Below are 18,599 nucleotides of genomic sequence, written 5' to 3' on the forward strand. Positions count from 1 at the left end.
GCTCCTGGGCCAAAACAGGTGATCAAACAGCTTCATTAGCTGATGGATGGCGCGCGGATGTTGATGGAGGGTATGGTTTACGTTGGCAGGTGGCGCTTCAATGCAAAGGCACCCGCCCGATTAGGAGGTAGCACCTTATTCAAAGGACAAGGCTGACATTTTCACCTGTCGCAGCACCAGGTGCTCCTGCATCAGCGCCAGCTCCTCTTTTTCCATGTGCTCAGCTATCTTTAGCACCTTACCCACGCCGCGGACTTTCAGTCTTTTTAATGCATTCATCTGGTTGCGGTGGGTCTTGGGCTGGTTGAATGCGGTGTGTCTGCCAAAATCGAACCAGGCCTGTGGTATCAACGCATTCCCTCGGCCCTGATCAAGCGCCATCGCCAGCCCGGCAGGATCAAAATCGAAAAACCAGGCGAGATTGTGCCCTGGTTGCTCGCGGGCTATGTCCGCTACAAAGCGTGCATTTTCCCGGTGGCCACGGTACAGAATTACCGCATCTTTCCAGGATTCTGTGAGTTGGAGGTCTGCCCAGTGCGGCATCAAACCGCCATTTTCGATGATAATGAGCTTTTGAGTGTGAAGGTGCTCTGCGTTCAGGCAGTCGGGCAACACACTGAGTACACTGCCTGGCGGCGTTGAAACCCCTTTGCCAGTCACACGCACTGTTGACTGACCGGCGGTAGCCATCACAAGCAAGTGGCCAAAAACCGAGGCTGTGCTGAGCTTTTCGCTGGCGTCCTTGCGGGCCATGGCCATGCGCCCACCGGCGCGGGAATCGAATTGCGGATCTATGCCATGCTCGGCCAGAACATAGTCGCGCAGGCGCTGCTTGTCATCCGGCGTAAAGTGAATCTCCCTGCCAATAACCTGCCCGACGCCATTTTCACGACAGATCTGCTCCCAGGTCGGGTTAAGCCGGACTTTTGTTTTGCCACCTCGCAGAAGTCGCTCAATGGCGGCGATTTCAGCTGGCATGGTTATGCCTCAGGGTCAGGTCGGAAACCATCACATTGTCCGCATAGATTCTGTGAGGAATCTGATGGTAAATCACCTCAATCTGCTTCTGATCGTCGTCTGGCAGGGATTCAATCTCTGACACAACCGCCTGCAGCCAATCGGCCTTGTCGATCTCCAGGCCGGTACTGGCGAGGGCTTCGGACGCCAGTATGGTTCGATCGCCAAGATCACCGTCTACCAGTAGCTGGATCAATTCCTCAATGGCCTCTTCCACGGGGTCGTTTTCTTCAGCTTCGGTTTCACCCGCAACGTCAAAGCTCACACCCGCTACATTGTCCGGAGCCTCTACGCTTTCCGGTTCTGCAGGCACTGTCCGGGCTTTGGCCGCCAGCTCTATCAGTTCAAGGTCATCCGCGGAATCGTAGATATCGCCGAAGCCGCGTATCTGGAAAGGCGCCACCGTATTGAGAAATTCCGGTATCTGCCTCAGGTCCAGGTGATCTATGGACGGCTCGAAGCCGGGATGATTGACAAAGTGGGCCTCGAAAGCACCCACCATGCGACTCAAACGCTGATCCTCACGCATGCGCACCAGCATCTTGCGCAGCTGGTTGAGGGCGTACGACAGGTTTTTCTGGGAAGATTCGAGGGTCGCCGGTAAATGACGCAGTAACAGGCGTTTGAGAAAAGCATCAGAGCCGGCCTGTTCCGCCAACTCGCGAATACGGAAGCTTTCAAACAGGGTTATCAAGCGACCGGCCCGCTCAATAACCCTTTCGTTCTCACGAATACGCAGATTCAGATCGGTAATGTACGCAAAACCGGTATTGATGTAGGTGGCAAAGGCTTCCGTTGCGTTGCGGATATCCTCGATCACATCCGCAAGGCATTCCTTGATTTCCCCTTCCAGCCGGTCGATGTCACTCAGGGCGGAGCGCTTCTTGGCCTCTTTGTATTCCAGGAAAAGCTCGCTCAGCTGCTGCCAGAGAATGTGGACCTGGGCACTGGCGTACCGACGCCTCTCCGATTCGGTAATGTGATCGAGAAACTGGACCAGCACTTTCTTCAGCTGGAGATCCTCGGATTCACCAATACGCCACACCAGGCGGTGGTGTTCGAGTGTTTCAATCAGGCCAAGATTATCATCGGAATCCGGAATACGGTTTCCGTTGCGCAGGTGCGCTTCCAGAATCGCCTCGCCGTATTTGGCCAGGGCCCGAAGCGTGCTGTGTGCATCCTGAGCGCGGGCCATCAGTGAAGCCTCATCTGTTCGGACTCTGCTTCTTCAGCGCCCTGAATACCTTCGTGGGTCTGGATAAAGGTCATGGCGTCGTACAGCCAGCTCCAGCGCCCGGTGGCCCGATACAGGCTGCCGCTGGTGCCAATGGGCTTCAGGTACCCCATTTTCTCCAGACTGGAAAGCACCGCACGAATCTGGCCTGCGGAGTCCGAACGCTTGGTTTGGAACACTTTTTTCTCGGCCAGTGACCGGAGCCTCGACTCCAGCGCCGGTGCAGCAGCAATGCGGTCCAGCATGTGGCCTTCAGACAGCTTGTCACCGGGTAAAACCGGGCGGTCATTTGCTTCCAGCATCATTACCAGCCGCAAAAACTGCACGAAGGCTTCCAGATTGTTGGCCACATCCCGGAACTGCTGCCGAACGGCCTCTTTGGTGCCGGCATCGGAGATATCCAGATAGGCGCAAACAAAGGCGTCGCGGGCACTGGTTTGCCGCAAAGTGCGGTTGATCTGGCCCAAAAAACGGTTCACCGCATCCTGGTTACCCGGCATCAGCAGATAGTTATAGAGTTCATCGTCACTGACCTCACAGATCACCCGTTCCTGAAGCAGGGCTGTAACGGTGCGCTCAAATAACGGGCTACTCATGGTTTGGTACCTCCCGGGCCTGGGTCTGCGATGCCGGCGCTCCGCGGCTCACGCTTGTGAACATCCCCGAATGCTTTGCCTCGCTGCCTGATGTTTCATAGGTATGAATCCGGCCCTGCTTGAGCGAAATCTTGTTCTCAAAGAACTTGCGCAGGCTTCTGTCCAGTTTGGGGCATGCCGAAATCATGGTCAGATTATTTGCCTCCAGCATATCAGCCAGATGAGAGATGTTGTTGGGGCTGAGGGTGGCCAGTTCATCAATGGGCCAGGTAATCCGGGTGTTGAAATCCGGGCACAGGTAACGGGTCAACCCCATGAATACAGTCATGATGGCCAGGTAGGTCAGGCCGGTGGAGCTGGCAGACAGAAAATCCGCATCGGTGCGAATTACCACTTGCCGGCCGTTTTCCTTCATTTCAAGGCGCATGTCGATCATCGACTCAACACTTTCTTTCACCTTGGCATCGCTCAGGGTGTCGGTAACCAGTTTGAAGCGCCTTACAATCGCTTCATTCGGCAGGGAGCGGCGATTCATGTGAACCCAGGTTTGCCACTGCTCCACAAATTCCTTCAGCGGCTGCCAGGTTTCGTCTTCGTAGATTCTGGGCTCAAGCACCACCTGAATGTCGCTCAGGCTTTCGATCTGCTGATCCGTGTTGATCTTGCGCTTCAGCAAACTGGAGACGGCTTTCACCTCGCGGGCCATAACCTCCAGGCTGTCGAAGTACTTCACCAGACTACCCGCTTCCGACACAAACTGATCAATGAGGGCATCCCGTAACTGGGGTATGTCGGTATCCAGCAACTCACGCAGATCGGGAACCCGCGCCAGCTTGAAGCTTTCCTCATGATCCAGCACTTCCCCGGCCATCTGGCTGCGCCGGTGGGCCGAGAGTTTCTGCCAGGCTTGCTGAATCTGGGTATTGTCGTACCGGTTCAGAATGGCTGTCGCCTGATCAAAGGTACCGATAACCGTTTTGCGCAGCTGTTCCAGCTTCTGGAAGGCCCCCTGGAGCTCCTGTGTGAGGTCGCTGATATTGCCCGGGAAGCCTTCGGCAAGGGTCTGCTGCGGGAAATGTTTAAGCACCGTTTCCGCGGCTTCTGTTTGTTCCCGCAGCTGTCTGACCGCCTTCTGGTGCTCCGCAATGGTTGCCTTGAGCTTGCCGTCCCGCTCCTTCCACGCGCGCTCGGCGTCGTCGCGTTTGCGGGACGCCGCTTCACGCTTCGCTTTTGCCTGGCTGGCCTGCTCGGTCAGGGTCTCAACTTTGCTCCATTCCTGCTCACGCCATTTACGATACCCGCGCACGCGATCTTCGGAGGCCACAAGGTTTTCAACGGTTTCGCGGAGTTTCGCCAGCGCTTCCCGGGCCTCACGCACCACGTTTGGATCAATGCCTTCTTCAGAGAGGCGCTGGTCGTATATCCGCCGTTTTTTCTTAAGCCGCGCCTTGTAATCCGACTCGGCGGTTGCAATCAGCTCAGCCTGCTGATCAATGGCAGCTTGCAGTTCAGATTCCTGCTCGGCCCAATGGCCCAGCATGTCTTGCTTTTGCTGCTCGAAACCGGATTCCACTTCCCGGATGCCTTTGCCGGTTTGCTCATCAAAAGCTTTGAGTTTGCCCTCCACCGCTTGCAGATCCTGGGTGATCTTTGCGGCCCGGGCAGCCTGGGCCTCCTTTACCCGCAGTCGCACATTGGCAAGCTTGTTCACGGCATTGTTGCGGGTGCGCTCAACCAGTAAAAACTCGGTTTCCAGCCGGTCAGCGGCCTCAGCGCGGTCTTTGAAGGTTTCGTGGCGCCGGCGGGCTTCGCTTTCAGTTGCTGTGCGCTGCTTGATGGCGGCCTGCCGCTCTTCATCCAGGCTGCGGCTGCGCGCCTGCAAGGCGTCTTCAGAGGCGGCAAAATCCGGTACAGCAATATTTTCCAGCGCAAGCTGCCATCCCATCACGGAGGTGTCTGGCGCCCCGGTACCCCGCGCGGGAGCCAGATCCTTCCTGTGCAGCAAAGCCGGATTAATCACCTTTGCCAGATGCTGGCTCCAATCCGGGTCCTCGGTTCGCAGCAGCGACAACCAGGTGCCATCTTCCGGCGCAATCTGCTTTTGCAGCTCGTTAAACCGGTCCTCCAGCCCCTGGACTTTTGCGTCCATCTGCTGCACCTGTTCCTGGGCCGCTTTCCAGTCGCGATCCGCCTGCTCGCGCTTGCGGCCAGCCTCCAGGCGATTTTCGTGAACCTGGGCAACCTGCTCTGCGGCTTCCTCAGACGCCTGCTCAGCCGAAGCAAGCTCCTCTTGCTCAGCCTCGGTCTGACCGGAACTCTCCCGCAGTGCGGCCAGCCGGGCCTGTTCGCTGGTGAGTTCAGACCGTTCAACCGATCGGGTCTCTTTATATTCGGAGACAGCCGTCACTTTGTCTGTCGCAATCGAGTTCAGCTTGAGATCAAACGCGTGTTTTGCCGCGGTCAGAGCGTCAGTCGCTTCCCTCAGGCGTTGCTGGCGCTGGGCCTGGTGCTTCTCATGCTCATGCCGGATTGCCTGTTTCTCACGGTCGTATTCGCCCTCAATGGCCGAGGCTTTACCAGTGAGATCGTCGTAGTCTGCTTGTGCTGTGGCCAGGCGCTGGCGGTAATCGGCCAGGTTGTCAAAGCTCTGCGCCAGTTCTGGCAGACCATCGCTCTCATATTTGTCGTTTTGCCGATACAGAACCGCGATCTGCCCATCGAGGGCTCCATACTCGGCATTATAATCCGCGATCTCACGGGCCAGATGGCGATCTGACTCTTCAAACGCGGCCAGCCGGTCAGCCCTTTCCGTCTCAAGGCGCTCTTTCTGCTGGCTGAGCTCCCGGGCCTTTTCCCGGGCCTCTTCAACACTGGCTATCAGGTTAGCGACGGTTTTGTCGGTTTGCTCCAGTATTGCCCTGCGCTCGGCATCTTTTCTCAGGCATTCCCGGATTTTTTCTTCTTCACCGGCAAACGCAGCAAGGCTCTGGATATCGGCAATCAGGTCTTTGCGGTCAATGGCCCGGGGCTTGGCGTGCTGGTGAATGTTCTCGAACTGGGTCTCGCAGATCATGGTTTTGAAACTGCTGAGGAGCCGGTGCTTGTTCAACACTACATGGGTGAGGCGTTCAATATTGGTCATCTGGGTGTCGCTATCCCCCAGACCAAACTCGGCAGCCAGTGCGCGCAGGGCCCGGGCATCCGCAGGAAGCCGCTTCAGCAGTTTTTGGTTGCGCTGAATGATCGCCCGGTAATTGGTAATGGTATCAATGATTTTCGAAACGGTAGTGCCTTGCTTACGGAGCGCTGCGAACACATCGTCTGCACTGGCACCGTTCTGAAGCAGTTCCTTGATCTCCGGCGCAAAAAAGGTTTCTTCTGCAGAGCCGGCCACAAAGCGATAACAGGGTTTGCCCTGGGAGTGGCGATACATAACCGCGCAGTGGAGGCCGGTGTGGCGGCGATATTCAAATATGATCAGGCTCTGAAAGGTGGGCAGATAATAGTCCAGAAAGGATAGTTTTCCCGATGCCTTGGTAACAATCCGTTCCGGCTCTTCGCCGTAAAATGCTGGCACCAACGCCAGAACCGAGGTCTTGCCCGCCCCGTTCACACCACCCAGGTGCGTTCGTTCGCGGCAGTCAATTTTAATGGTGCGCCCTTTCACCTGCTTGAAGGAATGGTGCAGAACGATGCTTTCCAACCCGTAATTTTCAGTCTCGCCAGACAAGCTGATTTCCCCGTAACGGCAGATCATTTTTGAAGCGTGCAGTATACAATGAATAATCCAGAGACAAACCCACCAGACTGGCGGCACTGCGCGAGCCTTCAGAACAGCAGTCAGGGAGCAGTTACATGGTATCCATCAGATCGGTACACGGTTCGGCTCAACTGCTCCTGGATGTCACCGGGGGCGTTACTGACATCGTCGAAAAGATGCATCGCACGATTGCGAGGGAGGTAAACCCGCTGAACCGGCTGCGGGACATGACAGGAGAAACGCCGGTGGCGAAACAGGGCCATACTTACCGGATCATTCAGTCGACCACCTCCTTGCTAAAACAGGGGTTGCACCGGTCACTTGATGGGCTCTCAGCGCAAGAAGAGTGGGAACTTTCGCCACAAAGCCTGAAAATCACAGCTGCACTGAACGGGGTGTGCGGGGACCATCTGGAAGCCAGCGGCAATCCTCTGGCAATCAGCATGCATTTGCGAAACAGTCGTGGTGAGAAACTTCAGCCGGGTTCAACAAGTCTCAGCACTATGATCCCGGACGCCAGCCCTCGTATCGCGGTATTGGTTCACGGCTTATGCCTCTCACATGAATACTGGAAAGGGCACAATGAAGGGAATCTGGGCACAGAGCTACAAAGTGCCCATGGTTTCACTCCGTTGTATCTCAATTACAACACGGGCCGACATATCTCCCGCAATGGCAGGGAGCTGAGTCAGCAACTGCAACGGCTGATTGAAACCTGGCCGGTTGAAGTAGAGGAGCTGACCCTGATTGGCCACAGCATGGGCGGGCTCGTTATCCGCAGCGCCTGCTGGTACGCCGGTGAACTTGATCTGCCCTGGACCAGCCGGTTGAAAAATGCAGTGTATCTTGGCTCACCCCACCACGGCGCTGCACTGGCCAAGGCGGGGCACTTGCTGACCTCCGTCATGAGGCAGTTCCGCTACGCCAGCCCGTTCGCGCTCGTAAGGCATACCAGCGCGGGGATCAAAGACCTGCGACACGGCAATTTGCTTGACGATGACTGGGCGGGCGTTGATCAGGATGACTTTCACCCGGACTATCGCAAACCGGTTCCACTGCACGAAGGGACTCGACACTATTTCATAGCCGCTGCTATCGGCAAACAGGTGTGGGATTTGCCCAGCACTATGCTGGGCGATCTCCTGGTTCGGCTGGATAGTGCCAGAGGTCAGCATTCTGATGATTTGAAAAAACTGTCTATCTGCGCGGAAGACTGTCGCGTATTCGAAAAGCTGAACCACCTGGACCTGCTCGACAACAAGGTTGTGCACGAGCAGATCCTGGGGTGGTTAGCCTGACCGGTTTTTTCAGCCTTTAAGCTTGACCGCTATTTTTGCAACATGCTCACCCTGATGACGGGCGATGCCCAGCTCACGCTCGTCTGGCTGGCGTGAGCCATCGCCGCCGGCAATGGTCGAGGCGCCGTAAGGCGTGCCGCCACCTACCTGGGAGACATCGAACAGCGCAGGCGTGGTGTAACCAATTGGCACGATGATCATGCCGTGGTGGGCAAGTGTGGTCCAGGTTGAGGTGATGGTCGTTTCCTGGCCGCCGCCGGTACCCGTTGACGTGAACACACTGGCCACCTTGCCAGCGAGAGCACCCTTGGCCCAGAGCCCACCGGTCTGGTCGAAGAAGGTGCGCACCTGCCCGGACATGTTGCCGAAACGCGTGGGCGTGCCAAGGATGATGGCGTCGTAATCTGCCAGCTCCGTTGGCGTGGCCAACGGCGCCGCCTGATCAACCTTTCCGCCCGCACCTTTGAAGGCTTCGGCGTCCATGGTTTCCGGTATGCGCTTAACGGTTACCTCAACCCCGGCAACTGCGCGGGCGCCTTCGGCAACCTCGTTTGCCATGGTTTCAATATGGCCGTACATGGAATAGTAAAGAACCAGAACTTTAGTCATTGATGTATCCTTCCTTCTGTTTGGTTTTAAGTGCATTTCTACTTCTTTAAACCGAGGGAGGCGGGCAAACTCCCCCTTAATCTAGTCGTACAACCCGCATCTAACAAGCTGGCCTGCTTATGCCACATCCACCAGCACGATTTCACTGTTGTCCAGGGCACTGACCTTGAGCAGCCGTTCGTCGCTGATCGCGACGCCATCACCGGCAGAAGCCACCACCCCGTTTACGTCAATCCTGCCGGTTGCCGGCACCAGATAAACCTTGCGCCCCGGGGCAATGTGGTAGTCGGTGCTCTTGCCTGCCTCCAGAGTTGCCGCTGCCAGGCGGGCATCCGTGCGTATTGGCAAAGCCCCTTCGTCACCGGCAATGCCGCTGGCGAGAGTCACAAATGAACCGCTGCGATCGCCCTTTGGAAACGGCTTGGTGCCCCAGGTGGGTGCCAGGCCCACTTCATCGGGCATGATCCAGATCTGGAAGAGCTGGGTAGTCTCATCCTCTTCATTCATTTCACTGTGAGCAATGCCTGTTCCGGCACTCATTACCTGCACATCACCAGCCTCAGTGCGGCCCCGGTTACCCAGACTGTCCTGATGGGTGATGGCACCCTTGCGCACATACGTAATGATTTCCATGTCCCGGTGCGGATGACGGGGAAAGCCCGAATGTGGTGCAATCGTGTCGTCATTCCACACCCTGAGATTGCCCCAGTGCATGCGGTTGGGGTCGTAATATTCAGCAAATGAAAAGTGGTGGCGAGTATCCAGCCAGCCATGGTGGGCACCGCCAAGTTCGCTGTAGGGTCGAAGTTCAATCATTTCAGAATCTCCTGTTTCATATATATCGCGACGGTAAAACCTTTGCCTCAAGGGATCAGAACAATCTTCTCAGCGCCACCCTCATTTACCCTGTGGTAACCCGCCACGGCCTCCGAAAGCGGCAGCTCGGTAAAATCCTCAGGTGTCGGAAGCGCCCCTTCAAAGGCGTCGCTTATCTGTTCAAACATCCGGGCACAGTCTTCCAGCGTGTACAGCAGCGAGTTAACGCCGATCACCGAGCCGCCGCGGCGGTACAGGTTGAGAATGGGCATATCGATCATCCCATCCACCGGAGCTGCAATAACGGCGATGCGACCGAGTGTCGCCAGGGAGCTGACCGCGGCAGGCAACCAGAAGCCGGTGGTATCGAAAACTACCTCTGGCAACTGCTGCTGAAAGTGCGCTTGCGCCTGCTCTGGCAGCTGATCCGCCTCTGGCAATTGAAACGCGCTGATGCCTTGTGCTTGCAGCTCCTTCACAACCTCTGCGCGGCGCACACCCAGCACAACACGGGCACCTCTCGCTGCTGCCAGCGCTTGCGCTGCTCTGGCCACCGCACCGGCACCGATAATCAGAAACCGGGTGCCCGCCCTCACCTGGCTGCGCTCCAGGGCATCCCACGCTGTGATGTATGGAACGCCAAAGGTTGCAGCCTGGGCAAAGCTCAGCGATTCCGGCTTGGGTGCAACGGCATTCGCCGGTACAACCACATACTGCGCATGGCTGCCATCCCGCGTGAAACCGAAACCTTTACCCGTACCGCCCCAGACCGCTTTGCCCAGTAATTCTTCAGGCCCCTCCACCACCACACCTGAGAAGTCCCTGCCGGGAATGCGCGGCGTGGTTGTGTAAGGAAAGCGCCCGAGAACATTCTTCAGGTCGCTTGGGTTCAAGCCAGTTGCCCGAACCTCCACCAGAACCTCGCCGGCACCAGGCACAGGCCTGGGCAGGTCTTTTAATTGCAACGAATCGAGTGAACCGGTTGCTGAAAACTGTAAGGCTTGCATAATCGACCTCGATATCAGGTTTATGTTATCGGCCAACGCCACCGAAACGCTCCAGAAGCACTCTGTCCATTGCGAACCGTCCGGCGCCTTGTATGGCAAGGGCGAGAGAAACCACAAACAAGGTCAGGGCGAACTCATAACCGTTGTTTTCCATGAACAGGCCGTTTCCGATATGTACGGCGAAAACAGCGATCAGCATGGCAAAGGCCGAAGCCACTGCAGCAGGCCGCGTCAGCAGGCCCAAAACCAGTGCCAGCCCCCCGAAGAACTCCACACTGCCAGCTATCAGTGCCATCAGGTAGCCAGGCTCCAGGCCCAGGCTGGCCATCCACTGCCCGGTACCTTCCAGACCATAGCCACCGAACCAACCGAAGAGTTTCTGGGCACCGTGCGCCGCCAGAATCAGACCCACCGGTATCCGCAATACCAGCGCAGCGTAACCGCCACTGGAGTTGAACAGTGCTTGTGAAAGTTTGGAGCCCATGATAATTCCTCGCTTGATAATCTGTTGGTTGCCCCTGAAGCCTCGCTCCAGATGATGAAACCACTTTACTATCGCCTAATTGAAAGAATAAGCGGGCAACTATTGAGTCACTATCAACATTTCGTTGATAATAACCGGAAGCCAAACAGCCAGGATGAACCTATGGACCGCCTCGATGCCATGCGCGCCTTTGTTACGGTGGTGAACGAAGGCACCTTCACTCGCGCCGCCGACCGCCTGAACATGTCTCCTCAACTGGTCAGCAAGTATGTTTCCCGGCTTGAAGAGCACCTGGGGGTACGCCTGCTCAACCGCACCACGCGGCAGATACACCTCACCGAGGCAGGCGCGAGCTATCACCAGCGGGCACAACAGGTGCTGCATGACATTGAGGATCTGGAGTGTCAGATTGGCGACCTGCAGACCGAGGCCCGGGGCATGCTAAGGATCAGTGCACCTGTATCCTTTGCCATCCGCCACATGGCGCCCTTGTTAAGCGAGTTTCAGCAAGCCCACCCGGGTGTGGGCATCGACTTGCAACTGAATGATCGCAAGGTGGATCTGGTTGAGGAGGGGTTCGATGTTGCCTTGCGAATAGGCCATCTTAAAAGCTCGTCTCTGATCGCAAAGCGGATAGCACCCATCCGGATGGCGGTGGTTGCCGCACCGGATTACCTGAAGCAAAATGGCACCCCCCAAAAGCTTGAAGACCTCCAGGGGCACCGCTACCTGCGCTACAGCTACATTGAGCTGGATTCGAGCCAACCCCTGCACCGCTGGCTGCAAAACAACGGCCAGAACGACAGCAATGGCATGACCAGCAACAACGGGGATGTACTGATGGAAGCCGCTGTTGCGGGTGCCGGAATCGCCTTGCAGCCCACGTTTATTTCAGGCCCCGCTATCAAGGCAGGAAAGCTGCAGGTTATCCTGCAGGAGTATGAACCCGAACCCATGGGGCTCTACGCGGTGTATGCCCACCGGCAACTGCTGGCCAGCAAGGTTCGGAGTTTTATAGATTTTATTGACGGCTACTTTGGCGACCCGCCCTACTGGGATTGAGTTCCTCCCTGTTTTGCAGATCTATCTCCGCGGCGGTTAATCCCTTATTCTTCGCTTTCAGGTAGTTCAGGTACGCCGGAATGTAGGTTTTACCCATGTATTTATCGAGATAGGGTAAAAAACCGGCGTAATTGCCTTTGAATCTGGCGTGGTGAAAATCGTGATAAACGGGGCCCTGGTACACGGGAAGCAGGTGCACCGGGTTCCATGGAATGTCGTAGCCGATGTGGCCATCCGCACCTTCAATTTGCCGGATGATCACCCAAAGCCAAACCACATAGATGTGCGCACCCACAAGAACCGACCCAACCAGGGTCAGGGTTGCGGTTAAAACGTATTCCAGCCAATGCATGTAGTTACCGTTGATGCCGCAGGTATTGCGAACCCGGTGGTGTACGCTGTGCACGTTCCGGAGCAACCACTTGTTCTCGTGCATGTAGCGGTGCATCCAGTAGTACAGGAAATCATCCAGCAGCACGAAAAACACCAGCTGGGCCACTACCACATACCAGTCGGGAAGCTCGTTGTTGTGTACGGCAGTAAGTTTCAGAAGTGGCCAGATGAGCACCAGAAGCGCAGCAAGAATGATGTTATTTATAAAAATGCGCCCAAGGGAAGGGAGCAGAAACTTTTTCACTTCGAATGGCTTCTGCTGAATCTTGTACTTTCTCAGCGAAACCGGATCCAGCCAGGCGACAATAGTCCAGGGCGTTGCAACAATCAGAAACGCCGCCATGCTGATGGCCAGCGTGGCCATGGGAAATTGCCAGAACCAGGGATCGTTATAGAAACCGCCCCAGTATCCGAATACATTCATAACTGCTCCAGGCAACCAGAACTCATGAGACACGTGTAATTGTATTTGTATCTTTGAATAGCTGTTTGCAAAGCATCTTAGCCTGCCTTACGCTGGCTTAATTGTCAGATCACGAATAATAATTATTAAAAGGCGGCAGATTTGAACAACAGCCGATCTTCCCATACTGCAGTTAACCACCCTGCCAACTATGTGGTCGGGCCCTACATTCAGCCCGTTCTGTTGGCTTACCTTCGACAGGGCGGTCGCCTCTCTGCGCTTGCTGACGCAGCCTGTGTTACCGACCTCTGGATGATTAACCCGCCGGCAAAAATACCGGTGGAGGATTACTTCCGGCTGATTCTCAGCGCAAGCGAACTGCTGCACGATCCCCTGCTCGGCATAAAGGCTGGTGAGAATGCGGGGTTGGAAAATTTCGATGTACTGGGCGAGGCTCTGGCCAACATACGGGCCAGATCTCTGACCCTGGGCCACGCATTACAACAGGTTATGACCCTGGAACGACTGGTACACCGCCTTGGCACTTCCAGCATAGAGACCCAAGGCGGCAATGTGCGCTTTATCTGGCGCGCCCATTTCCAGCAGCACAGGGCGGCCCGGCTGGTGTGTGAGAGCGTGCTGGCCGGTATTATTCATCTGGCGGAACAACTGTCGGGGCGACTGATTCCGGTAATGGAGGTGTGCTTTGTGCACCCAAGGCCCGCAGATTACCACGGGCCGGAGTACCAGCAGGGGTTCAGAGCCCAATGCCGGTTCAGCCAGAGTCATAACAGCATCATGATCGCCTCCGACGTGCTGGCCTGGCCCCTGCAGCATATAGCACGCCCTTCGGTGGTCGAATCCTGCGCCGGGCAGATGGTTGAGCAGGTAAAAAACCAGATCGGAAAAAATCTGATAAACAGCCCGAAACTCGCACAGATTGCAGCCATTCTGGGGCACAGCGAGCGCGGCCTGCAGCGACAACTGAAGCAACAGGGAACCAGCTATCAGCAACTGCTGGCCGACGTTCGCTTACACCATGCACAGGATTACCTGCAGTATTCCAATCTGAGCATCCTGCAGATCAGCCAGTTGCTTGGTTTTAAAGAACAAAGCTCGTTTAACCACTTCTTTTTAAGAGGCTGTGGGGTGTCGCCTAAAAAGTGGCAGGAAATGAACAGGAATTGAGGCGCCATAAGCGCCCCCTCTCCATCAGCGGTTAGCAGCCTCGAAAACTACTACCAAAGCCTCAAATTTTTAGACAACAAGTATCATTTATTCGCCAATACCTGAGCACCTAGAGTGGAAGTGCGCAGGACGTCTTTCTGCCAAAAACATTCATTTTAAATGAAGGAGATTGACATGAAGTGGACCGATCCGGATTTCAAAGACCTCAGATTAGGTTTTGAAGTAACAGCGTACGTCTACGTTCGCTGATTCCCACGCTGTTCCCGTGAGCAAATACTGCAGCGGGAACGGCAACCGAGTGATAGCCATTCAACTGGGAGGCGCCCCGTGACTGATTCAAAAAATCACAATAGTCTGTCACGTTTCCATATTGCCCCGGTATTCATGTTCCGGTGGGAGGAATCTCAACAGTCCTACGTTCTCATGTACCCGGAAGGTATCGTAAAGCTAAACCAGACCGCTGGTGAAATCCTTAACCGTTGCGACGGAACCAACACGGTTGACGACATAATACTGCAGCTTTCTGAGCTGTTTTCTGAACAATCTGAATTCATTGAGCCCCGCGTTCATCAGTTTCTGGAGGTATGTCATGACAAAGGCTGGATCCAACCTCAGTCTTGATGGCCAGGGCAACCCTGTTTGGCTGCTTCTGGAACTAACTTATAAATGCCCTCTTAAATGCGCATTCTGCAGCAACCCGACCGACCTGGATGCCTACGGGAACGAATTGAATACCGCAGAGTGGAAAAAGGTAATCCACGAAGCCCGCAGCATGGGTGCTATGCAGATCGGTTTTTCTGGTGGTGAACCCACCTTGCACAAAGATCTGGAAGAACTGGTGGCAGAGGCCAACGATCTGGGTTACTACACAAATCTGATTACATCCGGAATCGGGCTAACGCGTAAACGACTAGAAAACCTGAAAGCAGCCGGACTCCGGCACATTCAGCTTGGTTTTCAGTCTGATCATCGGGAAACAGCCCATTGGCTTGCGGGTGTGGACTGCTACGACAAAAAGATAAGCATCGCCCGGGAGATCAAGTCACTTGGTTTTCCAATGGTTCTCAACGTTCCCATCTCAAGCATCAATATCCATCAGGTACCGGGTATTATTGAACTGGCGACCGAGATTGGTGTTGAGTATCTGGAACTGGCAAATGTTCAGTACTACAACTGGGCTCTGGTTAACCGAAACCAACTGATGCCCACCAGAGAAGCGTTAGAAAAAGCAGAGCTTCAGGTTGCCGAGGCCAGAGCAAGGCTCGGTGACAGGATAACCATTTTCTTTGTGATTCCTGATTATTACGAAGATCGCCCAAAGGCATGCATGAATGGCTGGGGCAGTATTCACCTGACCATTGCACCCGATGGCGTGGCGCTCCCGTGCTCTCAGGCACGCGCCATACCAGGCCTGGACTTCCCCAGTGTTCGTGACCATGACCTTAGATGGATCTGGCACGAGTCTGACAGTTTCAACATCTACCGGGGGGACAGTTGGATGAAAGAGCCTTGCCGAAGCTGTTCCGAAAAGGAAATCGACTTTGGTGGCTGTCGTTGCCAGGCCATGTTGCTGACCGGTGATGCGGCCAATGCCGATCCGGCATGCAGCAAGTCACCTCACCACCACATTATCCAGCAAGCTGTGGCAAAAGCTCTTCAAACTGAACAGGATCACAAACACCTCATTGCTCGGGATGTGGGCTGGGTATCCACGGAGGTCTGGCATAATGACCTGGACACTAATTGATATTGCCCTGCGCTGGCTGCACATTGTGTTTGCGCTGATCTGGATCGGACATAATTATGCCAATGTGGTGAAGACCCCCAGGTTCATCCCCTTACGAATTGAAGCCGATGAGGAAAATGCACGATCGTCGGACCTGGTTCGTCGCATGCAGCAGGAGCATGGAACCTTCCGGTATGCGTCTCTGGTGGTATTGATTTCCGGAGCCTTTATGTTGTGGAACCGCGGCATCCTTGTGGACGCGCTAACGCTACAGGGTCACCATGCCGTCATCGGTATCGGCGCGTGGATCGGTATTATCATGGTGCTGAATCTCTGGTTTGTTCTCTGGCCTCATCAAAAGAAAGTTCTGGGTTTTGTACCGGCATCATCGGAAGAACGCATTCGCTGCTCCAGAGTCACCTTTCTGTCCTCCCGAACCAATACCATTCTCTCGTTACCATTGATTTTCTTCATGGCGGCGAGCAGCCATGGGTTATCACTGTTCTGATGGGTAGTTTCAGGCGAACTTATAACTTTGCGGCGGGACCGGCAACCTTACCGCAGGAAGTACTGGAGCGGGCACGGGCAGGCCTGGCCGACTGGCAGGATCTGGGTTACTCGTTATTGGAGGCACCCTTCACTGGTGATGAATTCAAAGCTTTGATGGAGACTACTCAGCAGCAGATAAGAACAGCGCTGGCACTGCCTGACCACTATCATGTTTTATTCCTACAGGGTGGAGCATCCGCACAGTTCTCGCTTATTCCTTTAAACCTGCTACCACCGACTGCCACCGCCGGCTATGTGGAAACAGGCCACTGGTCGACAAGAGCGTTTGAGGAAGGGCAGAGATATGGTCCTGCCCAAGTGATTGCCAGTAGCCGGGACAGCGGCTTTGACCGCATCCCCCCGGTTTCCCAGTGGGCATTGTCGGAACATCTTCACTACTGCCACATAACGCCGAACGAGACCGCTAACGGTGTTCAATTCCAGAGTGACCCGGATTGCGGTAGTGTTCCACTGATTGCAGACATGACCTCCGAGTTTTTGTCACGTCCGATCGATATCAAGCGCTATGGCATGATTTACGCCGGAGCACAAAAAAACCTGGGCCCTACCGGTCTGGTCATTGTCATCGTCCGTGAGGATTTGCTGGGAGGCGCAAGGCCAGAAACCCCCACGGTATTTAACTACCAGTTACAAATTGCACAACAGAGTCGTATCAACACTCCTCTGATGTTTGCTGTCTACCTGACCCATCTGATGCTGGTCTGGCTTGAAGAACAAGGCGGCTTGAAGACTGTTCAGGCTCACAATATCTCGCAAAGCCAATCGGTCTATCGCCTTATTGATGAAGACGATTTCTTCCACTGCCCGGTAATTCCCGAGCATCGATCTGTTATGAACGTCTGTTTCAGCATAAGGGCTACGCAATTAACCCAACGTTTTCTTGCCGAAGCCTCAGCCCGCGGCCTGGTAAATCTGGCTGGCCATAGCCAGGCAGGCGGCCTCCGTGCAAGCCTCTATAACGCCCAGCCAGACGATGCTGTATCTGCCCTGACCTCTTTCATGAATGACTTCCGCCGACGTTATGGATAGCCTGCTTAAAACTACAAACGCTCGGGAAGCGGCTTTTTTACATGCCCTCAGTCAGGCACGTTTACCCAGGGCTGACTGGAAAGATCTGGCGAAGGCTGCCACGCCAATCACCCTTATGGGTCTGTCATTTCCTAACCGCCTGGGTATCGCTGCGGGCTTTGACCGTCTCGGCCGGCTTGGCAGGCTTGCCGGCAACCTGGGCTTTGGTGCAATCGAACTTGGAAGCTGGACACAAGAGACCTGGCCTGACAAACCGATTTCTGCCGGTCCGCAGACGCTACTCAATACTCAACTGGGTATCCGGTTGGCAGTGGCCGCGCCAGTGTCGCCGGAACTGGAGACCCGGGAACTTGCGCGACTGATGGAAAAAGCATGGCAAACCGCGGACTATCTTTGCCTGTCGCCCGAATGGCTGCAGATGCCGGTCTCTCATGTGCAACACCATACCAACATGCGCACTTTGCTGGAGTTCCAGCAGACGTTAGTTCAAAAAACGCGAAAAAAATGCCCTGTTGTTTACAAACTGAAGGTCGTTCCCGGTGGCGAAGAGCCCTTTGCCCTCGCACATTACCTTGCCTGCCAGGGTGTCGATGGCATTCTGATAAGTTTTGACTTCGGCAAAGGGGCTATCAGGGAGCGTTACCGCAGCTGGCTGGACCCTGAATTTCAGGCCACTGTCTGCCGCAGCCTCGAAACTTTCCGGCGCCATATCAAGGATGCCTCAGTGCTCATTACCAACGGCGGTATCCTCTCGCAGCAAGACTTCTTAAACCGGGTTCAAGCCGGCGCAGACCTGACACAGGTTCATAATGCGCTCGTGCTTAAAGGCGCTGATATTGGCTGGAAAATTAATGATCCGGCTTCGGCTCAGCCGGATCATGGAAGTGTGGGTTAGACCCACTGTCAAGAGCATGCAAATAACAATGACACGAGGGCGAATCAATGAATCAGTATCAAGGTAAGTGTTTTTGTGGAGCGGTACAGTTTAAGGTCAGTGGCACACCGGAGGCGATGGGATTTTGCCATTGCGATTCCTGTCGGCGCTGGTCAGCGGGGCCGGTGAATGCGTTTTCGCTATGGCCCTCTGACACATTGGAGGTTCTATCGGGCGCCGATCAGATCGGCGAGTTTCATCTGACCGAACGGAGCCACCGCAAATGGTGTAAACAGTGCGGTGGTCATATCTTTACCGACCACCCGCAGTGGGGCCTGGTAGACGTTTACGTCGCGAACCTGCCGCAACTTGGATTTGAGCCGGCTCTTCACGTGCACTATCAGGAATCAGTGTTGCCGATCAGGGACGGTCTTCCTAAGATGAAAGACTTGCCTGCTGAAATGGGCGGTTCAGGGGATACAATACCTGAGTAATGGTAAGGTAAGGGGCCAGTGCCACAATGATCCCACTTG

At 55.2% G+C, this 18,599-nt stretch carries 19 protein-coding genes; 10 read left to right on the forward strand and 9 right to left on the reverse strand.

Annotated elements, in window-relative coordinates:
- Window positions 1–135 precede the first annotated feature (135 nt).
- From CDH48_RS16595 to CDH48_RS16610, 4 genes are read right to left on the reverse strand one after another with little or no spacing between them, the layout of a single operon-like run.
- Entirely contained in the window at window positions 136–978 is an 843-nt protein-coding gene (locus CDH48_RS16595) for a DUF7281 domain-containing protein (protein WP_100689857.1), read from the reverse strand.
- A complete protein-coding gene (locus CDH48_RS16600) occupies window positions 968–2,212 on the reverse strand; it encodes a hypothetical protein (protein ID WP_100689858.1) in 1,245 nt (414 codons plus the stop codon). The genes CDH48_RS16595 and CDH48_RS16600 overlap by 11 nt, the downstream gene beginning before the upstream one ends.
- Entirely contained in the window at window positions 2,212–2,847 is a 636-nt protein-coding gene (locus CDH48_RS16605; protein WP_100689859.1) for a condensin complex protein MksE, read from the reverse strand. Before CDH48_RS16605 ends, CDH48_RS16600 begins: the two co-directional genes overlap by 1 nt.
- Window positions 2,840–6,577, reverse strand: a complete 3,738-nt coding sequence (locus CDH48_RS16610; protein WP_157807856.1) for an ATP-binding protein — start codon at window positions 6,575–6,577, stop codon at window positions 2,840–2,842. Before CDH48_RS16610 ends, CDH48_RS16605 begins: the two co-directional genes overlap by 8 nt.
- A 125-nt stretch (window positions 6,578–6,702) precedes the next feature.
- Between CDH48_RS16610 and CDH48_RS16615 the strand changes: the two genes are divergently transcribed.
- Window positions 6,703–7,905, forward strand: a complete 1,203-nt coding sequence (locus tag CDH48_RS16615) for an esterase/lipase family protein (protein ID WP_100689861.1) — start codon at window positions 6,703–6,705, stop codon at window positions 7,903–7,905.
- Window positions 7,906–7,914: 9 nt separating this feature from the next.
- Here CDH48_RS16615 and wrbA read toward each other — a convergent pair whose 3' ends face one another.
- From wrbA to CDH48_RS16635, 4 genes are all read right to left on the reverse strand, one after another.
- Complete coding sequence (wrbA, locus tag CDH48_RS16620; protein ID WP_100689862.1) at window positions 7,915–8,514, reverse strand: NAD(P)H:quinone oxidoreductase; 600 nt, start codon at window positions 8,512–8,514, stop codon at window positions 7,915–7,917.
- Between the two features lie 117 nt (window positions 8,515–8,631).
- Entirely contained in the window at window positions 8,632–9,330 is a 699-nt protein-coding gene (locus CDH48_RS16625) for a pirin family protein (protein WP_100689863.1), read from the reverse strand.
- A 47-nt stretch (window positions 9,331–9,377) separates the two neighbouring features.
- Window positions 9,378–10,337, reverse strand: a complete 960-nt coding sequence (locus CDH48_RS16630; protein ID WP_100689895.1) for a quinone oxidoreductase family protein — start codon at window positions 10,335–10,337, stop codon at window positions 9,378–9,380.
- 25 nt (window positions 10,338–10,362) lie between these two features.
- Entirely contained in the window at window positions 10,363–10,821 is a 459-nt protein-coding gene (locus CDH48_RS16635) for a DoxX family protein (RefSeq protein ID WP_100689864.1), read from the reverse strand.
- A 162-nt stretch (window positions 10,822–10,983) separates the two neighbouring features.
- On the opposite strand from CDH48_RS16635, the gene CDH48_RS16640 reads away from it, so the two are divergent.
- The gene (locus CDH48_RS16640; protein ID WP_100689865.1) at window positions 10,984–11,883 is read left to right on the forward strand and encodes a LysR family transcriptional regulator; all 900 of its coding nucleotides are present in this window, start codon (window positions 10,984–10,986) and stop codon (window positions 11,881–11,883) included.
- On the opposite strand, the gene CDH48_RS16645 is transcribed toward CDH48_RS16640, so the two are convergent.
- Window positions 11,843–12,700, reverse strand: a complete 858-nt coding sequence (locus tag CDH48_RS16645; RefSeq protein ID WP_100689866.1) for a sterol desaturase family protein — start codon at window positions 12,698–12,700, stop codon at window positions 11,843–11,845. The genes CDH48_RS16640 and CDH48_RS16645 overlap by 41 nt on opposite strands.
- A gap of 141 nt (window positions 12,701–12,841) precedes the next feature.
- Between CDH48_RS16645 and CDH48_RS16650 the strand changes: the two genes are divergently transcribed.
- The 8 genes from CDH48_RS16650 to CDH48_RS16685 all read left to right on the forward strand — a co-directional run bounded on the left by CDH48_RS16650 (window position 12,842) and on the right by CDH48_RS16685 (window position 18,560).
- On the forward strand, window positions 12,842–13,867 hold the full coding sequence (locus CDH48_RS16650) for an AraC family transcriptional regulator (RefSeq protein ID WP_100689867.1): 1,026 nt from the start codon (window positions 12,842–12,844) through the stop codon (window positions 13,865–13,867).
- A 174-nt stretch (window positions 13,868–14,041) separates the two neighbouring features.
- Window positions 14,042–14,116, forward strand: coding sequence for a pyrroloquinoline quinone precursor peptide PqqA (gene pqqA, locus CDH48_RS19730; RefSeq protein ID WP_099617646.1), 75 nt, complete (start codon window positions 14,042–14,044; stop codon window positions 14,114–14,116).
- A gap of 174 nt (window positions 14,117–14,290) precedes the next feature.
- Entirely contained in the window at window positions 14,291–14,488 is a 198-nt protein-coding gene (pqqD, locus tag CDH48_RS16660) for a pyrroloquinoline quinone biosynthesis peptide chaperone PqqD (RefSeq protein WP_319826656.1), read from the forward strand.
- A complete protein-coding gene (gene pqqE / locus CDH48_RS16665) occupies window positions 14,457–15,614 on the forward strand; it encodes a pyrroloquinoline quinone biosynthesis protein PqqE (RefSeq protein WP_100689868.1) in 1,158 nt (385 codons plus the stop codon). The genes pqqD and pqqE overlap by 32 nt, the downstream gene beginning before the upstream one ends.
- Window positions 15,595–16,101, forward strand: a complete 507-nt coding sequence (locus tag CDH48_RS16670; RefSeq protein ID WP_100689869.1) for a urate hydroxylase PuuD — start codon at window positions 15,595–15,597, stop codon at window positions 16,099–16,101. The genes pqqE and CDH48_RS16670 overlap by 20 nt, the downstream gene beginning before the upstream one ends.
- On the forward strand, window positions 16,101–17,192 hold the full coding sequence (gene serC, locus CDH48_RS16675) for a 3-phosphoserine/phosphohydroxythreonine transaminase (protein ID WP_100689870.1): 1,092 nt from the start codon (window positions 16,101–16,103) through the stop codon (window positions 17,190–17,192). The genes CDH48_RS16670 and serC overlap by 1 nt, the downstream gene beginning before the upstream one ends.
- Window positions 17,167–18,087, forward strand: coding sequence for a phosphoserine aminotransferase (locus CDH48_RS16680; protein WP_100689871.1), 921 nt, complete (start codon window positions 17,167–17,169; stop codon window positions 18,085–18,087). The genes serC and CDH48_RS16680 overlap by 26 nt, the downstream gene beginning before the upstream one ends.
- 47 nt (window positions 18,088–18,134) lie before the next feature.
- The gene (locus CDH48_RS16685; RefSeq protein ID WP_100689872.1) at window positions 18,135–18,560 is read left to right on the forward strand and encodes a GFA family protein; all 426 of its coding nucleotides are present in this window, start codon (window positions 18,135–18,137) and stop codon (window positions 18,558–18,560) included.
- The last annotated feature ends 39 nt before the right edge of the window (window positions 18,561–18,599 follow it).

Source organism: Marinobacter aromaticivorans (assembly GCF_002806975.1).
Lineage (GTDB): Bacteria > Pseudomonadota > Gammaproteobacteria > Pseudomonadales > Oleiphilaceae > Marinobacter > Marinobacter aromaticivorans.